The 20,123-nt window shown below is 59.2% G+C and carries 13 protein-coding genes; all 13 read right to left on the bottom strand.

The features are described 5' to 3' along the window. Window positions 1–938: 938 nt before the first annotated feature. The 13 genes from repA to HA46_RS10655 all read right to left on the bottom strand — a co-directional run bounded on the left by repA (window position 939) and on the right by HA46_RS10655 (window position 20,119). The gene (repA, locus tag HA46_RS10715) at window positions 939–1,871 is read right to left on the bottom strand and encodes a plasmid replication initiator RepA (RefSeq protein ID WP_084884203.1); all 933 of its coding nucleotides are present in this window, start codon (window positions 1,869–1,871) and stop codon (window positions 939–941) included. 283 nt (window positions 1,872–2,154) lie between these two features. Beyond that, window positions 2,155–2,409 (bottom strand): RepB family protein, encoded by a 255-nt coding sequence (locus tag HA46_RS10710; RefSeq protein WP_084884200.1) that lies wholly within the window; start codon window positions 2,407–2,409, stop codon window positions 2,155–2,157. A gap of 133 nt (window positions 2,410–2,542) precedes the next feature. Then, entirely contained in the window at window positions 2,543–3,079 is a 537-nt protein-coding gene (locus tag HA46_RS10705) for a phospholipase D family nuclease (RefSeq protein WP_048783150.1), read from the bottom strand. Between the two features lie 85 nt (window positions 3,080–3,164). Then, a complete protein-coding gene (locus HA46_RS10700) occupies window positions 3,165–3,677 on the bottom strand; it encodes a hypothetical protein (protein ID WP_048783152.1) in 513 nt (170 codons plus the stop codon). Window positions 3,678–3,682: 5 nt separating this feature from the next. After that, complete coding sequence (traI, locus tag HA46_RS10695) at window positions 3,683–8,821, bottom strand: conjugative transfer relaxase/helicase TraI (protein ID WP_084884198.1); 5,139 nt, start codon at window positions 8,819–8,821, stop codon at window positions 3,683–3,685. An 8-nt stretch (window positions 8,822–8,829) separates the two neighbouring features. Next, a complete protein-coding gene (gene traD, locus HA46_RS10690; RefSeq protein WP_084884196.1) occupies window positions 8,830–10,986 on the bottom strand; it encodes a type IV conjugative transfer system coupling protein TraD in 2,157 nt (718 codons plus the stop codon). A 173-nt stretch (window positions 10,987–11,159) separates the two neighbouring features. After that, complete coding sequence (locus HA46_RS10685; RefSeq protein ID WP_048786616.1) at window positions 11,160–12,071, bottom strand: DUF6012 family protein; 912 nt, start codon at window positions 12,069–12,071, stop codon at window positions 11,160–11,162. Window positions 12,072–12,161: 90 nt separating this feature from the next. Continuing rightward, window positions 12,162–12,686: a hypothetical protein gene (locus HA46_RS10680; protein WP_084884194.1), complete on the bottom strand. Its 525-nt coding sequence runs from the start codon at window positions 12,684–12,686 to the stop codon at window positions 12,162–12,164. Between the two features lie 5 nt (window positions 12,687–12,691). Then, entirely contained in the window at window positions 12,692–15,541 is a 2,850-nt protein-coding gene (gene traG, locus HA46_RS10675) for a conjugal transfer mating-pair stabilization protein TraG (protein WP_084884191.1), read from the bottom strand. A gap of 2 nt (window positions 15,542–15,543) precedes the next feature. Then, window positions 15,544–16,908 carry a conjugal transfer protein TraH gene (locus tag HA46_RS10670; protein ID WP_084884189.1) on the bottom strand — a complete coding sequence of 455 codons (1,365 nt, stop codon included), beginning with the start codon at window positions 16,906–16,908 and terminating at the stop codon, window positions 15,544–15,546. Beyond that, window positions 16,908–17,486 (bottom strand): type-F conjugative transfer system pilin assembly thiol-disulfide isomerase TrbB, encoded by a 579-nt coding sequence (gene trbB / locus HA46_RS10665; protein ID WP_084884187.1) that lies wholly within the window; start codon window positions 17,484–17,486, stop codon window positions 16,908–16,910. The genes HA46_RS10670 and trbB overlap by 1 nt, the downstream gene beginning before the upstream one ends. Before the next feature lie 3 nt (window positions 17,487–17,489). Continuing rightward, on the bottom strand, window positions 17,490–18,263 hold the full coding sequence (gene traF / locus HA46_RS10660; RefSeq protein ID WP_233988947.1) for a type-F conjugative transfer system pilin assembly protein TraF: 774 nt from the start codon (window positions 18,261–18,263) through the stop codon (window positions 17,490–17,492). A gap of 2 nt (window positions 18,264–18,265) precedes the next feature. Next, the gene (locus HA46_RS10655) at window positions 18,266–20,119 is read right to left on the bottom strand and encodes a conjugal transfer protein TraN (protein WP_084884185.1); all 1,854 of its coding nucleotides are present in this window, start codon (window positions 20,117–20,119) and stop codon (window positions 18,266–18,268) included. Window positions 20,120–20,123: the final 4 nt, after the last annotated feature.

Here is a 20,123-nt window from a genome sequence, read left to right as displayed (position 1 = left end):
GCACAAGAGCTGGACGGCGCTGGTAGCCCGGCGAAGCCGGTTCCGTTTTGATAGGTTTCACCAAACCCATCCCTTGCCCTGCTAAGCCAAACCTGCTAAACGCGATGTAAAGCCCCTGTGCGCCGTCGGAGTGGTCACGACAAGGCGTAGCCGCAGTCGGGGCGTATCTCCGCGTTAGCGGGCCGTCAGGGCCGCTTACGGGCGTGTTCTCCGGTGCTGAAGCGACAGTACTCACAGCGGCTTCAATTCCTAGTTACATCATCCATCTATAAAAGCGACTCCATCCCGGCCTCTGGCCGGGGCGGCGGCGCTTTTCAGGTGGGAGCCCCTCGATGCTGAAATGCGCACTGCGATCGTGATGTTATTTAATTAGCTTCTTATGATGACGGGCAATGCCCGTCGTTTTCGACGGGAGCTACTTTGAAGTACCGGCCCTTTGGGCAGGGCGGCGGGATCTGGTCAGTGGGGCAACCGGGCTTCAGGTACGGCTCCGGGATTTTGCCGGAGAGGGGCACGGGGTTTCAGGTTCGGCTCGGGTGGGGGTTAAATGAGAGTATTAATGAATGATGTAACTAATATGTATTGCCCGCCGCCTGTCGGCGGGAGCTACTTCAGGTTCTGAGCGGCGCGGACGCCTGCGGCCGCTGCAAGCGAAATCATTTAATTTATCTTCGCCAGATGTCTGCATGAAAACCTTATTTATTATTTTGATTATTCTTTCTGACGTAAGTCAGGACTGTATTGCGCGTAGTGCTGACTGTAATTGCAGGTAATTTTCTGATGTTGATTGCGGGTAACTGTGGGTAAAAAAGGCCGCAGTGATTTTGCGGCCACGATTCACTGATTGCCAGGAGAAATACCAGCGCAAAAGAGGGCGTTCAGTGCCCGGCACAAACGACTTCACCGCCAGTCAAGGCGGTTAAAATTGGGCGGGTATGTCAGTGAACTATATCAGGTACTTCAGGCAGCATGGGCTCATAGTCGAGCCCCAGCTCCAGCTGGCGCAGACATTTCCAGACCAGGCGATCAAAATCTTCCGGGGGAAGCGTTTTCCACTCGTGGACTGGACGCGTGCGCAGCAGCCTGGCCATCGCGTTACGCCTGTCATCAAGCGGCAGTTTACTCAGCCGTTTACGGCGCTTCTGCCTGGATGCTTTATCACGACGACTGATCAGCGTGGCCATGCGCATATTTTCATACCAGCGCCGGCGCGCGGCGCGAACTGAGGCGTGCGTGCCCGGTTCGATGATGCCGTCGGCTTCTGCAGCAAGACGTTCGTTGCGCTCAGCCAGAAATTTGTCCATATCGATGCCGCACAGCTGCCAGAACTGGTCGGTCAATACGATATGACGCGGCATGCAGTAACCGGTTACGGGGTCCATTTCAAGGTCCGGTCGCTCTATCAGGCCGTAACGCTCCCACTCTTCAAACAGGCGAGACAACCGGCTGGGTTCTACGCGCGTTTCCGGAATGACGTTGCCATTTTCGTCTTTCGGGCTCAGTTCATCGGCCAGCTTGCTGCCGTTAAAGGTGACAACAGAGGTGGCAAGATCCGCACGCTGGACACACAGCGGCCACATGGCGTCATACAGCGCCTGTTTTTCGGGACGAAAGTCACGTTTGCGCCCTGCGACGTCGCGCAGCTGCACAAAGTAGGGATGGCGGGATATGCGCTGACGCAGCGTCATTTTCCCTGTGCGCTTGTCCTTATTTACAAGGCGGCTCATGGCGTGGCCCATCTGACCCGGCAGGCGGCGATAGCCCTTCGGCGCGAACCATTCCGGATTAGAGCATTTGCAGGCAGTGGAATGATCGCCACGGTGGCGATTGTCAGGTCGGGAGAATGAATTGAGAGGTGTCTGCTTATGCATACCGCCCGGCGCTTATATTGCGCAGGCAGAGTATGCACAGTACGGATTGTCTTTTTCCGGGCATGAATCTATACTCCCCGCACAGGGCAATAATCCTGTGCAGTATAGTGTTGGGCCCCGTTAATCCTCATCCGTCGCCAAACTGAAGGGATTTTCGGGGTTTTTCTTTTCTGATTTGGTCCTGCCGCCTCAGATCCCTGCCGCTTTCCGGCGTGGCCAGCCATCAATTCTTAACTGTCCGTAATCTATCACTCAGAAACGCTTTCGGCAATAACGTGACCAGTCACAGCACTCCATTACTTCGTGCTTCCGCCTCAATCAGCTTTTCAAGCAACTCAGCCTGCGATATTCCCTTTAACTCACAAAGCTTAACCAGCGCCTCTTTCATCTCTGTATGGATAAAGAGACTGATGGCTCTGTGCGTTTCACGCTTTCGTGCCTTATAGGCGCGCGCGCGTTCCTTATCAGGAGTTGGCTGCTCTCTGTTACGGGTGCGTTTCTTTTCGGGAGCTGATGTTACTGAATCACGGGGGCTCATGCTCGTACCCTGCTGCAAAATAAGACTTTCCGCAGCATAGCATAAGCCAAATCAGTAATATGCCTTAATTGTGATACCTCACAGCCGCTGGCGAACGGGCTGATCCGGCGTTACGGACGGTTAACACGGTGGGTCAGTAAGACAGCCTGTACGCTGTACCTGCATCCCAGCGGGACTGCCAGTGCCGGAGGTAGCGATCAGCAAGCGCCGGCATATCTCCGATGACCAGCGCGTTTTCGCTGTTGTGCCGGGCACCTGAGCGGGTGTAGTTAAAACTGCCGGTTTCAACCATTCGTCCGTCAGCGACGATAAACTTGTCATGCAGGGCGGCGTACTGCCCGTTAAGACGAACCGGGATGTCGCGCGCTGCGAGCAGGTTAATGGCCGACTGGCTTATACGGTTCTGGTTCGCCTTTTCATCGAGCACCACGCGCACATTCACGCCGCGCGCTTTAGCTCTTATAAGGGCAGAGGCCACTTCAGGTGATGTAAAGCTGTAGCCGGCGAGCCGGATTTCCGTCTGTGCGCGATCAATGACATCGAGCACCAGCGCTACTGCGCTGCCTTCCGGGGAGAAGCCGACGCTGACGCCAGGCGCGTCCACGGCGTGAACTGCATCTGGCAGCAGCACCAGACTGCTTAACAGCAGTGGCAAAATAATGACCTTCATGGGGTTCTCCGGGGGTCGTGAGCGTGCGGGATTTTCAATCCTGGACGCGAGGGACCGGCCAACCGCAGGGCGGCAGGCCGTTTTTTCAGTCAGGCTTACCCGTCACCAGCACGTTCAGCAGGCCCATGTCAGAATATGCGTAGCGCAGCAGCTGCAGGCCGGCAAAAAACACCGCCGTGTTCAGAAAGGGCAGCAGCCACAGGCTCATGTTGTGCATGGCCATGCCGGCGAGCGGCGGCATGATAAGGGCGCTCACGCCCGTGGCCACAAACACGGACGTCAGGTTTCGCCCGCGCGTAAAGCGTCCTTTTTCCCGCCGCACCAGCTGCGGATGCAGCAGCAGGGTCACCGGCATCATGCCCGGACGGGCCTTCATCTCCCGGATGCGCGCCGTTTCGGCTTCCGCCAGGCGGTGCGTGGCTGAAAAATCCTTAATGAAGCCGTCAACCACGTTCTGTATGGCCTCACTGCAGCGGGGCTCGCCGCCTCCCTTACTCCAGCGGCGAAGCAGCGCGCCTTCTGCCCTTAACTCAGGCAGCCAGGCCATCAGCATCATCAGGGAAACGGCCACGGTGGCCGCAATAAGCAGTATTGTCATAGGGTCTACTCCAGCGTCTTTTGAGGTTTATGGCCAAACTCCGGCTCAGGTTCGCTGCGCTCGTGGCGCATCACGTTAACTTCATCGTTCATCATTGCGGTTCGGTCCTCACGCTCCGGCGACAGGTCGTAGTCGCGGTAATCAAAAGCCTCCTCTTCCTGCAGCTCTTCCAGCGCTGCTGCCAGCGCTGCCTCGCGCTCGCTTTCTCTGTCGTCCGGTGCGCTCCGCGCCTCTTCAGGCGCAACAGGCTCCGGCTCTTTCTCCTCCTGCCCCAGCGCGGCCTTAACGGCTTTCTCCAGCGCCTCGGCTTCGCGGCGGTCCAGCTCCTCCCCACCCGACGTCGCTGCTGCCGACGCGCCTCTGGCATCCGGACGTTCACTGTGGTCAGCAGAGAGCACGACAGGGCTTTCCGGGTTGTCCTTCATCAGCTGCAGCGCCTGCGCGACATCCGCGGCTTCCAGCACCTTTCCGTGCTTTTCCCCGCGCTGCAGCACGATGCGACTGCCGTCCGCTGCCCCTTCATAGTGGGCGGCTGAAAAGTCTACTTCCCCGGTGGAGGGGGATACCGGAACGTGCCAGTTTCCGCGCTGCCGGCCGTGCTCGTTGATAACCGGCCACAACATTTCCGGCGTTTTCCCGGCCATAAAGCGTGCGTCCACCGTCAGGTCCTGATCCACCCGGTCCGCCAGGCGCGTGCCTGATACCGGCAGGCTTTTGTCCCACGCCTGTATCTCCCGATCTGCCCGCACGTCTTCTGCCCGCATCAGCACGTCGTGCACCGTCTGGCGCCGCCCGCTTTTACTCTCCACCTTCGCTGCCCAGCCAGAAAGATTGTCGAAGTAGGTCTGAACGTGCTCCTTTGCCCTTGAGAGCTCTACGTATGTGCTGTCCAGCGCCGCCATGCGGCCTCTGGCGCCCTCTTCACCAAACAGGCCGATAAGGTACTTCACGGACGCGCCCTGCGAACTGTAGGTGGTGACGGCGTAGCCGTAGTCCATGTGGCGGTCGGCGTAGCGCGCGGCAGGATCGAATGACAGTTGCCGGTCGCCGGTATCGATGAGAATTTTTCCCTCCTCCGTAATGCCTGACACCACGGCCATGTCGCTGGCGCGCACGTTGCGGTCGCGGTCCGTTGCCGTCAGGCGAACTTTCTCACCGGTGCTGATTTCCCGCTCAACCTCTTTAAACACGGCAACATCCTCCTTGCGCAGCTCTGCGGGTCTGATCCAGCGGTCCGGCGCGCCATCAAGCCCCGCCATGCGCACCACGCCGCTTTCCTTATCCGTTTCCTCTACCCTGAAATACTGCTCGCCCCGGCGCACAACGTTGCCCTCCTGCGCCTCCCAGAACTTTTGCCGGCCCAGATCGGCATTGCTGTTGTTGACGCGTACCAGCAGCGGCACCGTGACGCCGTCACCCAGCGCCCCCTGTGCCTGCAGCCGGTTGTGCACCGCGCTGTTTATGGCCTCGCGGTCGGCGTTGAGTTCCGCCACGATGAGCGTATTGTCGCGCGCCTCCGGCGTCCGCCCGCTGTAGTCGTCTGCAATCATACCGATCAGGTCCGGACCCTCTTTGTCTGCCGGGGCCTGGCCCGGCCCGCTCGTCTCGTCAGCCACAGCCATCGTCTTGCCGTCCATCGCGCTGCTTTCAGGCACGTACGCGTCCGGCTGGCGCGGCACGCTCTGCGGGCTGGTATCTGCCGTGATGCGGACCGCCTCACGCACGTTGCCGGCAATAACCGCCTCCACGGCGGGCTTCAGCGCGGGGATCTGACGCACAATTTCCTTCATCACCGCCACGTCTGCGGCGCTGCGCTCAAGGGCCAGCGCAAACGGCGCGCCGGACTCCAGGGACTTCAGCTGGTCCTGGTCACCGCTCAGCACTGCACGGCCGCCGCCTTCGGCAATCACGTCCATCAGAGAGGCGAGCTGGGCGTTGCCGTTCATGGAGGACTCATCGATAACGAACACGGTGTTGCGGAAGTCGCGCGCCTGTCCGGCGGCCTGCCACTGGCTGCTTTCGCTCAGAAAACTGGCGATGGTCTGCGCCGGGATACCCGCGTCAGACAGCTCGCTGACGGCGCGGTGCGTGGGTGCCAGCCCGCGAATGTCCGGGGCGTTGTCTGCGGTGGCGAGTGCGGCTGCCACGGTGCGGAACTGCGTGGTTTTCCCCACCCCCGCATACCCCTGAATGGCGGTAAAGCGATCGCGGGTAGTCAGAATGAGGTTGCCCGCCTCGCGCTGGCCGTCCGTGAGCCCGGCGGCTTTCTCCTCACTCAGGCCGCCGGCCAGCAGGGGTTTTACGCTGTTTTTTCCTTCGGCAACGTGGCGCAGGATGGACACCTCATTCTCAAAGTTCTCGCGGGAGATGTACTTCCCGGCCGCGCCCTGCTCCCCGCTGAGTTCAAAAATCTCCCCGCGCTGCACCAGGCGTGACAGCTCCTCCTGCGCGCGCTCGGGCGTGATGCTGCGGTCGGTGTTAATCACCCCGGCCAGCGCCCGGACGCCCGTGAACGTCACGTCGGTGCCGGTGGCTTTCTCGATGGCCAGCCGCATCGCGCGCTCCGGCTGCGACATCTTCCGGGACTCCAGCTCCCGCAGGGCGTCCGTCAGCTCGCTTTCCCCGGCGAGCGATTTGATGCCCTGCGTCACGCTGACCACCGGGCGGTTTTCCTCCAGGCGGCGGCCGATGGTGGCCTCGTCCAGCGGGGTGAATGCAATCACGTCCGAGCCGCTGCGGCGCAGCATGTTTACGGTCGCGTCGTTCACCTCCTTGCCCGCCAGCACCGCCACCACGCGCCCCTCCGTGCGACGCGTGGCGCCAAAAGACTCGGCGTAGGCGTAGTCCGCGTAGAGCGGCGCGTTGCGGTCGAGCCTGACGCGCTCGCCCTTTGCGTTTTCCATCGTGATGGTGTCCTTAAACAGCCAGCGCCCCTCCTTCACGCCGGTGACGGTCAGCCGCTCCCCGCTGCCGGCCCGGCTGCCGAGATCGGCCGTGGCGCGCAGCTGCTCGCCCTCGCGCAGCTCCAGCTTTTTCTCCCGGTAAAGCCGGTAGTGGCTGTCGATGCTGCTGATGCTCACGCCCTGCGTCTGCCCCTTTTCGTCTTTCAGGGTCAGCAGGTTATGCCGCTCGCTGACGCCGGCGATGGTGAACACCGACTTCTGGCCCTGCCCCTCGTGATGCTCCAGCACCATGCCCGCGCGGTAGACGCTGCGGTCGTTGCGGTTGCTGGCGTCCAGCCACACCGGCACCCGCACCGTGGCTTCGCCCAGCACCCGGCCGAGCTGCCCCTCGTCGGCGAGGATTTCCCGGGTCCGGATCGTGAGCTGGTCGCGCGTGCGCGCGTTGCCCGCCTGCAGCGACACCTGCCGGCCCTGCGCTTTTTCCTGCGCGTAGTAGCGCGCCGCCACACTGAGCCGGTCCTCCACCGTGTCCTTCTGCACCATCGTCACGCGTACGTTTTCGGTCTTCGGTGAAGCGGTGAACTGTTTCACGCCCGCCGCGCTCAGCACTTCCGACGCAAAGCCTGCCGTGCGTCGGGCATGAGTATCGGTCACCAGCGTGGCGCCATCGTGCTGCGCCGCCGTCTTCAGCACGTCGTGCAGCCCGGAGGTGTTAAAGCGCTCGGCCTCCGCAACCAGCACCAGCGGGCGCGCCGGCAGCTCAGCGCTTTTCATCTCCTCCGCCGTCATAAGCTGTACGCCGGGCTTGTCGCCGAAGGTCGCCAGCTGGCGCTTGCGCGCGGCGCCGTCGGCGGCCACCACGACCAGCGGACGCCTGTTCTCGCTGGCCATTGCCATGATGCTGTTGTTGAGGTCGCTGATGAACTGCGTGCCGCCGCGCACGTCAATCAGCGACACCGCGCGATCGGCGTCGGCCACCTGCGCCAGCACGCCGCGCTCGCCCGCCGGCGCTGTGAGCCCGCCGCGCTTTTCCGCCAGCCCGGCGGCCAGCTGCGACAGGCGCGCCTCGTCGCGAACGTGGGCGGCTGTGGTGAACAGCGTCTGGTTTTTATCCACGGCGATAAGCTGGCCGTGACCGATGGCGCTGTCAATGGCCTTACGCGCCTGCCCGTAAACGCCCTCCCTGACGGGTACATGATTGAGCACGCTGGTCATCACGTCGTCATAAGTCACGCGCACGCTTTTCGACGACAGCCTCTCGATGGCCTCCCGCACAGCGCCGTCGAGCACCGAAGGCGTGGCGGCTTTCTCTTCCTGCCCGGCGCTTTCGGCTTCACGCTGCTGCTGGCGCTCCGCCAGCTCCTCCCTGAACGTCTCAACATCAAAGCCGGTATCCTCAAGCACCGACTGCCAGTGCTCGCGCAGCGTCTCCGGGTCTTCAAAGTGCTTGGCCTGGCGGGAATCGAGGGCGGCCATGCTTTTCTGCTTCGCCGTCGCGTTTTCGCCGACCAGATCGAGAATGTCCTGGCGGCGCGAAGAAAACGGCTTCACCGGCACGCCGGTGATGTCCCACTCCCCGCGCGGCCCGGTGTCCTCGGTCTGGTAGCCCGCAGGCTCAATGATGGACCGGTAGTGGCCACGGTAGAGCGCCCCGATGCTCACCTGCTCGTTCCAGACCACGTCGGTAAAGCCCTGCTTTCCGCTGATGTCGGTGGAAAGGGTTTTCCAGCCGTTTTGCGAGAGCGTGGCGTTGGCCACAACCGCATGCGTGTGCATCTGAGGTTCAAGGTTGCGGCTGGTGTCGTGCATGAAGGTCGCGATCACCAGGTTGCCGGTTTTCTCCATCTCGGTAATGCCGTCGGTCATGGTGCGCGTGGTGGCGAGTTTCTCAACTTCGTCCAGCGTGCGGCGCACCGCCTCCTTGTGTGCATCCACGAGAAAGGTGTCGCCGGTCACGAGCGCAAGCACCGAGGCGCTCTTGGGTGCGGAAAATGTCAGGTCGTAGCCCGGACGGTGTTTATTGACTCCACCCTCCATGCGGCGCATGTCGGTGCCGTCCGGTAGCTGGCCTTCCAGCACCGCGACGAAGGTGTCCCGGTTAACCGGGCCCTCAAGGCCCAGATTTTCCGCGCCCGTGCCGTACCACTCCGTGGACTGCTCGCCGAGGAAGTAATAGTTGTCTTCGTTGGTGTAGTAGGCGCCGGCCTTACCGGCGCTTTTGACTGCAGAGACTGACAGCATGATTCACCTCAGTTACGGTCCAGACCAAAATCCGTGCCGTTATGTTTAACCACGTCCATAACCTGCAGGCGCTGCTCTGCCTCCTGCTGTGCGGCCGGCGCAGGCACTGTGGTTTCTGGGGATGGGGATGCTTCCGCTACAGGAGGCGGCAGCGCCACTACGCGCCCGCCTGCTTCGGCAGCTGCCGCCTGAGCCGCTGGAGACGACGCCGTAGCGTTTTCAGCGGGAGCCGTTGCGCTCTGCGTACCTGCAGCGGCTCCGGTGTTGCCCGCGCTCTGTTCGTCTTCAGGTTTTGCAGCCGCTACAGCTGCGTCACCGAACAGCCGCCCGACAATCTGGCTGGCCTTGTTGTCGGCGGTTTCGCCCGCAAGCGTTGCCTCGATGTCCGGGTCAAACACGTCCTCGACGTCGCGTGGAATACGCCCTTCAGCAATTTCGCGGTAGGGTTTCCAGGGCAGCTTCATGCGCACCACCGGCCACTCGCCCGGCAGGGTGATGTAGCACTCGAGGTCGTTGAGGCTCTGCACGTCGGAATAGCTGACCAGGAACTCGTTAACCTCGTCTTTGGAGAACTGCACGCCGTCGCGGATGATGTCGATGCCGTAGCTGTACTGATCTTTGAACTTCTTGTGACGCTGTTCGCCGATTTCCTTCTGTACCCAGTCCGCAATCGAGCCGCTGGGGGCACGGTAAAAGACGCGGGTGTTCAGCAGGTCCCAGATAGATTTGGCCGCGTTGGTGCCGTAGGTTTCTTCCAGCTGCGGGAAGTTCTGCAGACCGACAACGGTACAGCCACCAAACTTACGGCCCTCGGCGCAGAACTCCGGCAGAATGGGCAGCTTGTGCAGGGACGGCAGCTCATCCAGAAAAATCCAGATGCGGCGGTTACGATCGGCTTTCAGGCCCAGAATGCCGGACATGGTCATATAGAGCCACGCGCTCAACAGTGGCTTCAGTGCATTGTGGTTCTGGCCGTCACTGGAGATGAAAATCCACGGATTATCGCCGCTCGCGTCTTCGGTGTGCAGCCAGTCGCGGATGCTGAACGGGCGGCGGACCTGCTCATCCAGCCCTTGCAGGTAGCGCAGCGAGCGAACGTAGGTGGTCAGAATGGTGCGGATGGTCATCGCGGTTTTCTCGATGCTGCCATCCACCAGATTTGCCGCGTCCGTGCCCTCAAGATACTGGCGCAGATCAGCCAGGCTGATGGACATCAGCTTTTTCAACAGCTCACCGATGCTGCGGTTTTTATCACGTCCCATCCGGCGGGAGGCAGCCACAAACATAGAACGGGCTGACAGCACCCAGAACGGATCGCTGCTGCCGCTGCTGTCAGGTAGTAATGAGGTAGAAAAGTTCTCAAAATCGCCCACCGTTTGGCACTCTTCCCACAGATCCCAGAACGGACAGCGTTTATCGAAAGGACAAAGGATCTTGTCCTTATCCTGCCTATAGAAGGTTGGGATAAAGTTATTCCCTTTGTCGTAGATAATGACGCGGTCGCCTCGCGCGCGAAGCTGGCGCAGCAGGTCGTTCAGCGCGGTACTTTTGCCCGAGCCGACGGTGCCGTGGAAGCCGAAGTTCTGCATTTCGGAGTCTTTAAGGATGTGCAGACCGCAAATGCTGAGCGGGGACATCACGTCGGCTTTTTTGAGCAGGCGGTTCACTACTGCAGGGCTTGTCGCCAGAATGCGGCCGCCGGTGAGCTCACTCTCGCGCTGCTTCGCGCCCTTACTCCCGAGAAACCAGGTAATGCCGAGAATGGCGGCAACAAAGCAGAATGTGGCAATGCCCCAGCCGTAAAATGCGGCGTCTTTAACGCTTTCGCCCATCTGCACGAAGTACGGATCGTTCATCACCTGCTGAGCAGTGTGTTTAAACGCCACCACTTCGCCGTTGGGTCGCTCAAAATGAAAGGTCCAGCCGCTTTTAGAATTACCGCCGGAGAATTTCGACAGCGGCATGACAAACCACTTAACCAGCCAGTAGGCGCTACCGTGAATGAACTCCTGCAGCGTAAGGCGCAGCAGCATCCAGCTGAAAAATACCAGTGCAGAAAACAGCACAACCCAGTAGGAGGCGATATTCATGATCTGCACAAACATGCCGATCATGTATTTCATCACCTGGCCGCCCTGGGTAAAGTCGCGGGCGTTGAGGCTCATTGAAAGTCCTTTATGTGGAAACAGAGACGGGCGCGCAGGGCTGCGGGCAGGCAAAAGCCAGACAGAAAGCTGCGCGGGGTTTACTTACGGTGCGAACGTGCCCGGATGGGCTGACGTGATGTTCCGCCTCCTCCGCCAGACGCAGGGCGCGTCAGGCTGTGCGGCGGGCGGTCTCAGCTGACTGAAACCTGAAACAATGGCTGATTAATCTGGTCTTCAACAAACCGCTGATCAGCGTCACTCAGCGCGCTAAAACGCGTGGAAAACCTTCGGATGTAGTTCATCAGGTTGGTCGTGTTGGTGAAAAACACCGGACACACCGTGCGAACTTCCTGCAGAACGGGCTGAATGATCGAAGTAAACGCATCGAGCTTTCCGATCTCTTTTAGGTCGTTTTCAATAAGCTCCTCATGCTCCGTCAGTGGGCAGACGGTTACGCCCGGGAAGGGATACAGGACGCGCAGCGTGTCCGAATATTCCCGTACTTTGCAGTCAAACGCGTCTTCCAGTGCCGGTAACCGGTTATTGCTACGCATAGGCGAAAGCAGCCTTTCAGGCTCTACGGTAGCGGCAGTATAGTATTCGGTCTGCTGTCGGATAATCCCGGCCGGATCGGCACGACGCCAGATAGCCGGTTCGCGTGCGGACGGCCTGTCGCCAGCGTTCACGGTCAGGCGGGGCTGACAGGATGCCGGTATCCAGTTTCTGGCCTCAGCCGGGGTTTTATCCCGGAAGGGGGTGTTGAAAACGCCGTTCCACAAGTGAATAACGTCCGTTACTGCATCGTCATCGCCGACAATGTGCATATGCACGCGGTGCACGGACACCTCACCCTGAACGGCCCAGCGGGTTATCACGGTTATGTCCGTCACGTCAGTGTCCGTATTCAGCAGAATACCGTGAATAGCTTTGCGTCCTTTTTTACGGCAGACGTAATGCAGACGCTTATTAGGTGACGGGAATCGGACGGTAATATCTCTTTCAGCATGAAGGTGTAGACCTAATTCCGGGATTTCGACATCAATTAAGTTAACAGAGATATTGGAGTAATTTAAAAAGAAAGAAGGTGTTAAGTGTATTAGCATTTTTTCCTCTAAATATTCAGATTAAGAGAGAGATGCAAAAGCTCCCGCCTGAATTTAATCAGGCGGGAACACTTTATTAGATAAGTTGTTTTACGCTTTATTTCTTATAGATTTCACAGCTCCAATAATGGAAGAAACCTGATAGCGTGATATATCCATATTGAAGACAATGAAGATCAGCAACGTAGCAACAAAGTTACCGATTACAAGAGGTAGTATGCTCCACTCAGTAAGGACTCCTGCAAGCCCGCATGTAACCAAGGCTACGAACCAAACTACCCCATACGCTCTGACTTTCCCTGATATTAATTTTGTTAGCTCTAAACTTTTTAACTTGTCAGATCTAATCATGTTGAACAGGCTTGCATATGATGCAGTGAATGAAAAAATCACAAGCCAGTGGAAGATACCGAAAGCTACAAAAAACAGCCACAATCCAACATTCTTTGGTTGAGGTAGCGAAAAATAACTTAATACACCGAGAACACAATATGCAATGAAGTGATATTTAACCTTACTGAACATCCCAAAAAAACTAGGCACCTCTCTATCAGACGAACCTATGAAGTCTATTATTTCCTTGGAGTCCTTTTCAATTTGTGCATATGTCATCATATTAACTACTCCTTACCATCCCCTTTGTAATCTTTATGGGTGTGATTCTTAAAAGGGTTCACTAATAAGTCGTCTTGTTGCTTATCAGCAGCCCGCTTATCATCCGCAAAGTTATTCGCGCTCGACGTATACTCTCCCATACGTGACGCTATACCGCTATCTGTTTCACCTTTAGCTTTTTCAATAGTAGCATTTGCGTCGATGGCTTTATTGTTAACTACAGCCTGCTGTTCCTCAACATCATTGATAACGCCAGTGCGTATGTTATTTCTGGCTACACCTGCATCAATGTTCTGATTTGCACTATCGTATGCTCCTCCGAACTGAGCGCCTGCTCTATTCGCCGGTGCGCCCATACCTTCACCCGTGCTTCCTGAGTTGCGCGCATAGTCTCCGTCAATGCGGCCCTGCAACTTCTCTGCAAAGAACTCCTGCACCAGACCGTCGCGCTGCTTCTGAATGCCTTCATCGGACGTGTTAGTAAGGATAGTTTCGGCATTCCCCGGAGAACGCTTCTGAGCCCACTCCACAAACTGCTGCGTGTAGTTGTCACGTGCGCCTGCGCTGAGCGTTTCAGTCTCAGAGGCCATTTTCTGCAATTCATGCGTATGCGACTGACTGGCCGTGTACTGCGCATATTTGCTGTCAGAGGTGGTGATGCCAGAAGAGATCTGGTTCATCAGGCCGGTCGCATTGTTATCAACGTGCTGTCCATTGTAGGTCGTGCTGTAATTACGCAGCACATCCATACCCTGGCTGAAGTCCTGCGACTCGCGAGCGGAGATAGTTTGCGAATTATCATTTCCACTTTGTCCGCCCTCAGAAGTCTGAGATGTTGAACCAGTTCTCCCTGTCAATTCTGTACCGCCATGAACATCCCCTTTGACCGAAGCACCTGTAACCCACTCTCCTGCTTTGCCCCAGAGTGATTTACTTGAATCAATACCCGCCTGTGTTCGTGCTCCAGTATTTACTGATGCGCTCCGGGATTTATCTTCAAGCTCCGAGTACGCCTCATTCAGGCTGATGTGATTGCGGGTCGCATAATCCTGCGCCACGTTCTGCATTTTGTTCACGCGCTCGGCATCGGTGATGCTCATGCCGGTTGAAGCGGACAGGGTTTTCGAATCGCTGTTGCCAAACTGCTCATGGAACTGCTTGAGCTGCGAGCCGGTTTCCTGCACAGAATGGTTGTAGCCCTGCGCCGCCATTTCGGTCTGCGCCATGCTGTCGCGCACCGATCGCTGCGCCGCGCTCGCCAGATTGCGGTCAAGATGCAGATCGACCGGCAGGCGGCTGGTTGCGCCGGACGCGTCATACACCGTCTGTCCGTCCTGCGTCATGGTACGCATAGCGCCGTTACCCAGCTGCATTGTGGTCATCCCCTCACGATATGCGCGGTTCAGGTCCGTTTTGTGCCCGTTGATATTATCCATCTGCACGTTACCCACGCTCATGTTACCCGACGCCACCGCGCCGGAGTCTGCTGCAGACGCGCTGCTGAGCGCGCTGCCCAGGCTGGAGCTGAGGCTGGCAAAACTCTGGCCCAGCCCGGTGAAAAGCCGGAACGCCAGGAAAGGAATGGACAGCATCAGCCAGCCGGCAATGCCCGCCGTGGTGGTACTGGTTTCCATCAGGCGGTTCATGTTGGAGAGCGTCGGCCCCGTGGCGTGGAAGCTGCTCTGCGTACTGTAGTTCACCGCAAAGTTAAAAATGGCGAACATCACCGGCCACAGCATCAGGCTGCCCATAAAGTTCAGATAGCTCTTGATGACGGACCAGGCAATTTCCCGCACGTAGAGCGCCAGCACCATCACCGGGAAGATGCAGATGCAGAACAGCAGCAGCACCGTGTGCAGCTGTGGCAGCACCTCCGTCGCAATGGTGTAGCTGACCGCGTGCGACAGGCGCAGCTTCATCAGAGACTGCTCGGACGCGATGTCCACCATCGAGGCGGTGTCGCCCATACCCTTCACGTAGCTGTTCAGCCCGCGACGCAGGCCCGCGACGGCGATGTTCTGCATCATGATCGCCTGCGCCGACTTGCTGCTGCCAAGGAAGTATTCATAGGACCCTGCCAGCTGCTCGGCGTATACCGTCTGCGGCGCGTTGTTGCCCGGCAGCATGCGGACCGCGTGGGCCATGAACGTGCTGCCTGTATTGTTAGCCTCTGCCGTCAGCAGGGTTTTCAGTCGTGGCGCCGCGTCCCGGCAGACCATGAACGTCGTGCCGTTAGCGTCGCGCCAGTAGATGGCGCGCAGCGGACTCGGGTTACTGAAAATCTGCGCCTGCACGTCTTCTGACTCCATCACGTCCTGCATGCTGTACTTGTGGTTCAGCATGATGTCCGGCACCACGCAGTTCTTTGCGAACTCTCCCATGTTATATGTCAGCACCGGGTCACGGCTCTGAATGGTGAAGCTGTCCTGCATCAGCCTGCTCGCAAACAGCATGCCGGTTTTGGTGTAGGCACGCTCGTCCGGGAAGTGGAAGAAGTCTTCGTAGGTGGTCGTTATTGTGTATCCGACGCCGGTGACCAGATACAGTGGCAGGGCAAGTCCCGCCGGCACGTTATCCACCCGCCCGATGGTGTCCGGGGCAGTCAGGTCATTAACCACCACCGTGACTTTTGGCGTCAGCAGCAGGGCGGTGACCAGCACGAACGTCAGCCCCCACCCGAACATGGCCGTCATGTTGTGCGTGCGCAGGTAAGTCATCACGCAGAAGGCGATGCCCAGCATCTCCGCCACCCACACGGTGCTTTTCCAGCCGCCGTTCTCCATCACGGCCGCAACCGCATTTAGGCCCATCGTGATCATGCCGCCGGAGCTGACCACCCATATATCAAGCGCCATGCTTACCCCCCGAACTGATAGTTAGACAGCACGCTGTCGGAAACGGATGACGAGAGCTGCTGCCGCGTTTCAGACAGGCTGCGGTCATACTCCGCCAGCCCGTTCTGCTGCACCTGAATGCGCGCGACGCGCTGGCTCAGCTCGTTGCGCACCTGACGCAGGTTCTCGCGAAAGTGCTTGTTCTCTTCTTCGGTATCGAGCGTGCCTGCTGCCCCGCTCGCGGCTACGTCGATCAGGCCGTTGATGTAGGACATCACCATATCGGCTGCGATGTACTCCGCCAGGCTGCTGACCACGCTCTGATCCATGCCCACCGACGCGGAGTCGATGGTGTAACGCAGGATGCGCACGCGAGTGCTGCTGATAAGCGCCTTTTCGTTATCGTTAAGCGCTGTGTCGGTGCGGCTTTTGTCGAAGATGTCGTTGAGCATGTCCCGTACCCGGCCGGTCATGCCTTCATCTTCCGAGAGCGTGAGTTCCGCGATTGTGGGCGACAGGCAGGTGGTGTTGTCGTTACAGCGGTAGATTTTCTCGGTCCCGCCGTTCAGAAGCGTGTTGAACATCGACTCGCTGCCCCCGCGCGGCTGCAGGAATGTCGGGTTGCCGTTCGCGTCATAAATCACCGTGCCGACCATCGACATGATGAACTCCTTCAGCGCGCGATCGTTGCTGAAGAACTGGTTGAGCTTCGTGAACGTGTCCCACGTCAGGTTACGGTTGCGCGGGATGCGCTTTTTCTCTTCCTCGGTCGCCTTGTCGAATACGCTGTTCGTCTCCCCGCCCACGCCGCAGCCCTGACGGGATGCCGCCCAGTCAGAGAACACGTCGTGCTTGGTGCCGAGGTCCTGACAGATTTGCGAGCTGGCCGCCTGGGTTTTTGGCCACAGGCCACCGACGATAGACTGCGCGGCCTGGCAGGTGGAGATGTTCATATTATTGGTGTCCGCCGCGAGCTTCTGCAGGTAGTCCTTCACGGCTTTACACTGCGGACAGATGGTTTCGAGCCCGAGGTCGAAGGCGTAACCGGCGGCGTTGCTCAGGATCTGCTTGCCCATGATTTTGATGCTGTCGCTGTTGATGAAGCTGAACGAGCCCAGATAGGCGTCGATGCCGCCGCAGCCCGACTTAATGTCCGGGAGCGTCACCGAAATCAGCTGGATGTTGCGCACCGGCGTGCGGATAAAGAGGTTACCGCCGGTCAGGTAGCCCGCCGACTGTCCCTGCCACGCGGCCGCCTGGGTGTAGTTACCGCCGCCGCCGCCCATGTCGTTAAAGAACTTGTTGATGTCGTTCTGCACGTCCGCGTTCGCGGCAGCGGAGAACAGCAGGCCGGCCGCAATGCCGGCATTCAGCACAAACTTACTCATCACAGCACCCCCAGCCGCACGGCCAGTGCAAAAGACTCGTCCAGACGCTGCTTCAGCGCCTCCTCACTCATTTCCCCCTGCGACAGCGGGATCGTCACCAGCGACTGCGTGTTGATAATAAAGTCAGTGGGCGTCGCCTGCGGCAGCTCTGCGAAGAAGTCCTTCAGGATGCCGTTGTTCACGGGCATAACCTTCGGGAACACCGCGTCACCCTTGCCGTCGAAGCTATAGACAAACACCCCGATGCCGGTCTGCCCGGACACCGACTTCAGGGTCGGGTTGAAGCGGTGGCAGTACGGGCAGTCGGAGCGGACAAAGTGCACGATCTGCCAGTGGCCCACGTCCACGCGGCGACCGTCGCTCAGGTGATACCAGACCGGCTTTGCCACCGACGTCTGCGGTCGTGCAGCGGGCGTATCTGAGGTGGCGCTTTTCTCTGGCTGGCTATCCGGCTGTGCGGACGCGGACGCGTCTGCCCCCTCTTTCGCCTGCTCCAGGCGGGCAATGTCGTCAATCGTGCTGGCCGTGGCCAGCACCGGCGTGAGCATCAGCAGTACGGCAAAAAGTTTTGCAATCATGGGTTAATCCTCGGGCTGGAAGTCGGTAACGATGTTGAGCATGCGGCGCGCCAGGTCGTCCTGGGTGATGAACCCGTAGGCCAGCGGTTGGTATTTCTTCGTGCGCGGCTCCACCAGGTAGATGGCCGGGAAGTGTTCTATCTTCATCTTTTCCGCCTGACCGGCGTTCTGCCGGGTGTCCGGCAGATCCGGGCTGGCCCGTCCGTCCACGGTCACGGGGATCACGGTCAGGCCGTACTGCTCGCTGAACTCTTTCACCACGCCGCCGAGCCGGTTATCCAGCGGCTCGTTTCCGCGATAGAAGAAGAACACGCCATAGCGCTGGTTGACGTAGCGGATCGCCGCCTGCTGCTTCTGGCGCTGCTCGGTGTACTGGATGTTGGCGGTGCCGTTGTAGAACGGGTGCTTCAGGCTGTAGTCCAGCTCCGGGTTGTCCAGCAGCACCTTCTCCCAGCGCGAGGCGAACATGCTGGCCTGATTGACCATCCAGTCCTGCACGATTTTGTAGCGCCGGATGTTCTCGGTGGAGGGGTGCAGCATCGCCTCGTTCATCAAGTTGTCGCGAAACGCCTGCAGGCGCTTCATCTTCTGCGTGGGTGTTTCCTGCGGCGCAGCGTGCGGCGGCGCCGGCTGCTCTTCTTCGTCCTTTTTTACCGGCTCGTTGTACCAGTACCAGCCGACCGCCGGATCATAGTTGTAGCCGTCCGGCTTTTTTTCCTCTGCCGCGTGCAGCGGCGATACCGCCAGCAGCAGCGCGAGGCTGATGAGTTTTCTCACGCTTAATCTCCTGATTTGAGGCTGTTCTGGATGTCGGAGGTGATGCGCTGGTTCAGCGCGTCCTGGTCGGGCAGTTTGATGTTGCTGTTGAGGTCGTCGTAGAAGTCGCTGAAGTCGATGCGATCGAACTTAATGCCCTGCAGCTCGGCAACCTTTATTCCCCTGCAGTCCGGGCTTTCACCCGAGCCGAAGCTGATGCCCAGCTGGTCGCGGCGCCCCTGCTCCTGCACGATGCGGGCAAGCTTGCTGTCAAATACGCAGTAGCCCTCTTTCTGCTGCAGGCAGACCCCGAGCACCTTTTTCGAGCAGTAGGAGCCGACCTTCACGACCAGCTTTTTCTCCTTCCCGGTGCCGATCTCCTTCTCCTCGGTGTTGCAGTGCGCGAGCCCCGCGCTCTGCCCCCAGCCGCCGCTTTTGCAGCAGTTGCTGAAGCCCGCCGCGCTTTTGCGGCAGGCCATCGCCTTGCCCGTAAACGCCGTCACCTGGTTCGGGTCCATACCCGCGAAGTCCTTGCCCGCGGCCGCGAGCGCGGCCAGCTGCGATACCGCCATTTCAAAGTTCTGGTTCTGGCCCGCCTGCATCGCCGAGCAGCTGCCGTCCGAGCAGTAGAACTCCGAGCCGCAGACGTAGCCGGTGCTTTTCACGGTGTGCGCACACTGGTAGGTCAGCTTGCTGTAGACGCAGAGGTTGCCGATTTTCTGGGTGCAGGTGCGGGTGCCTTCGCTGCAGTTCGGATCGTCGATGTACGCCTGACAGGTGTTGGTATCGTCTTCGAACACGTTCCACTGCGTGGTGTAGCCCCAGCAGTCGCTGTAGAGGCTGTAGGCCTTGCCGCCGACCGTCACTGAGCGGGTGCCGCCCGGGTCGCTGCAGACCTCGCTCATCTTCACCGCGTCGCCCATGTCGGCCGGGCAGCTGTTGGTCCATTCGATGCCCGCTGTGACCGTGTCGCGTACTGCCTGCATCGGCAAAGTCACGCGAAACACGTTGGTGCCGTTAGCAATCGTTCTGATCAGCCCGTCCCGCCCGCTGCCTTTGTTGCCGTCAGTGTCGTACAGCACAAACAGAGACACCGTCTGCCCTTTGCTCACTTTCTGCGTTGCGATGCTGAAGTCCCCGTTCCGGTTTGGCTTGGCCTTAACCGTCGTGCCAAAAGCCTGAATGTAATACCAGAGGCGATTTCCCGACTCCCCGTGGTACGAGGGCGCTCGCGGGTATTCATATGCCCAGACGCCGCTGCTGATGGTGCCGTCTTCAGGAATAGTGAAGTCGTAACGTATCCAGTAGTTATCGACCGGTACGCCCGTCGAGCTGCCTGCATTAAGAACCAGCTGCGTGCTGTATTCCTCATACGATCCGGTCGTCACGATGGTGGCCTTACGCGTGCACGACTGCGTAAGCGGGGTCGCCATTTCACAGCTGTGGGTGGTGTACGTGGTTTTGTTCAGCTCCTGCGCCACGCACTGGCTGCCGTTCACGCCGGTTATGGCGTTGGCGTTTTCCCGGATTTCGTCGCTGTACTTCATCATGTCCGAGTCATAGCTGAGCTTGTCCGCCGGATTGTTTACGTAGGACTCGCGCGCGGTCTGCCCGAGGTCGGACTCGCTCAGCTCCGTCTGTCCCTTCACGTCAATGTTTGATGACGTCTGGGTCGGGCCGCTGTAGTAGCCGCGCTGCGGCGCGTCTGAGCTGTAGTTGTCGAAGTAACCGTTCGGATCGGCGCTGGTCGTGCCGTCTGCGGATTTGCCGGCGTTAATGCCTTCCTGGTTGGAAGCGTCCATCGACGCCGCCAGAACGCTGGCCGACAGGCAGGTCAGCAGCAGCCCCTGCAGCAGGGAGCGAGTGGCTTTTTTCATAAGA

The organism is Pantoea septica (assembly GCF_002095575.1).
Lineage (GTDB): Bacteria > Pseudomonadota > Gammaproteobacteria > Enterobacterales > Enterobacteriaceae > Pantoea > Pantoea septica.
The sequence above is the reverse complement of the archived record's forward strand: the minus strand, read 5'-3'. Positions and strand labels throughout refer to the sequence as shown.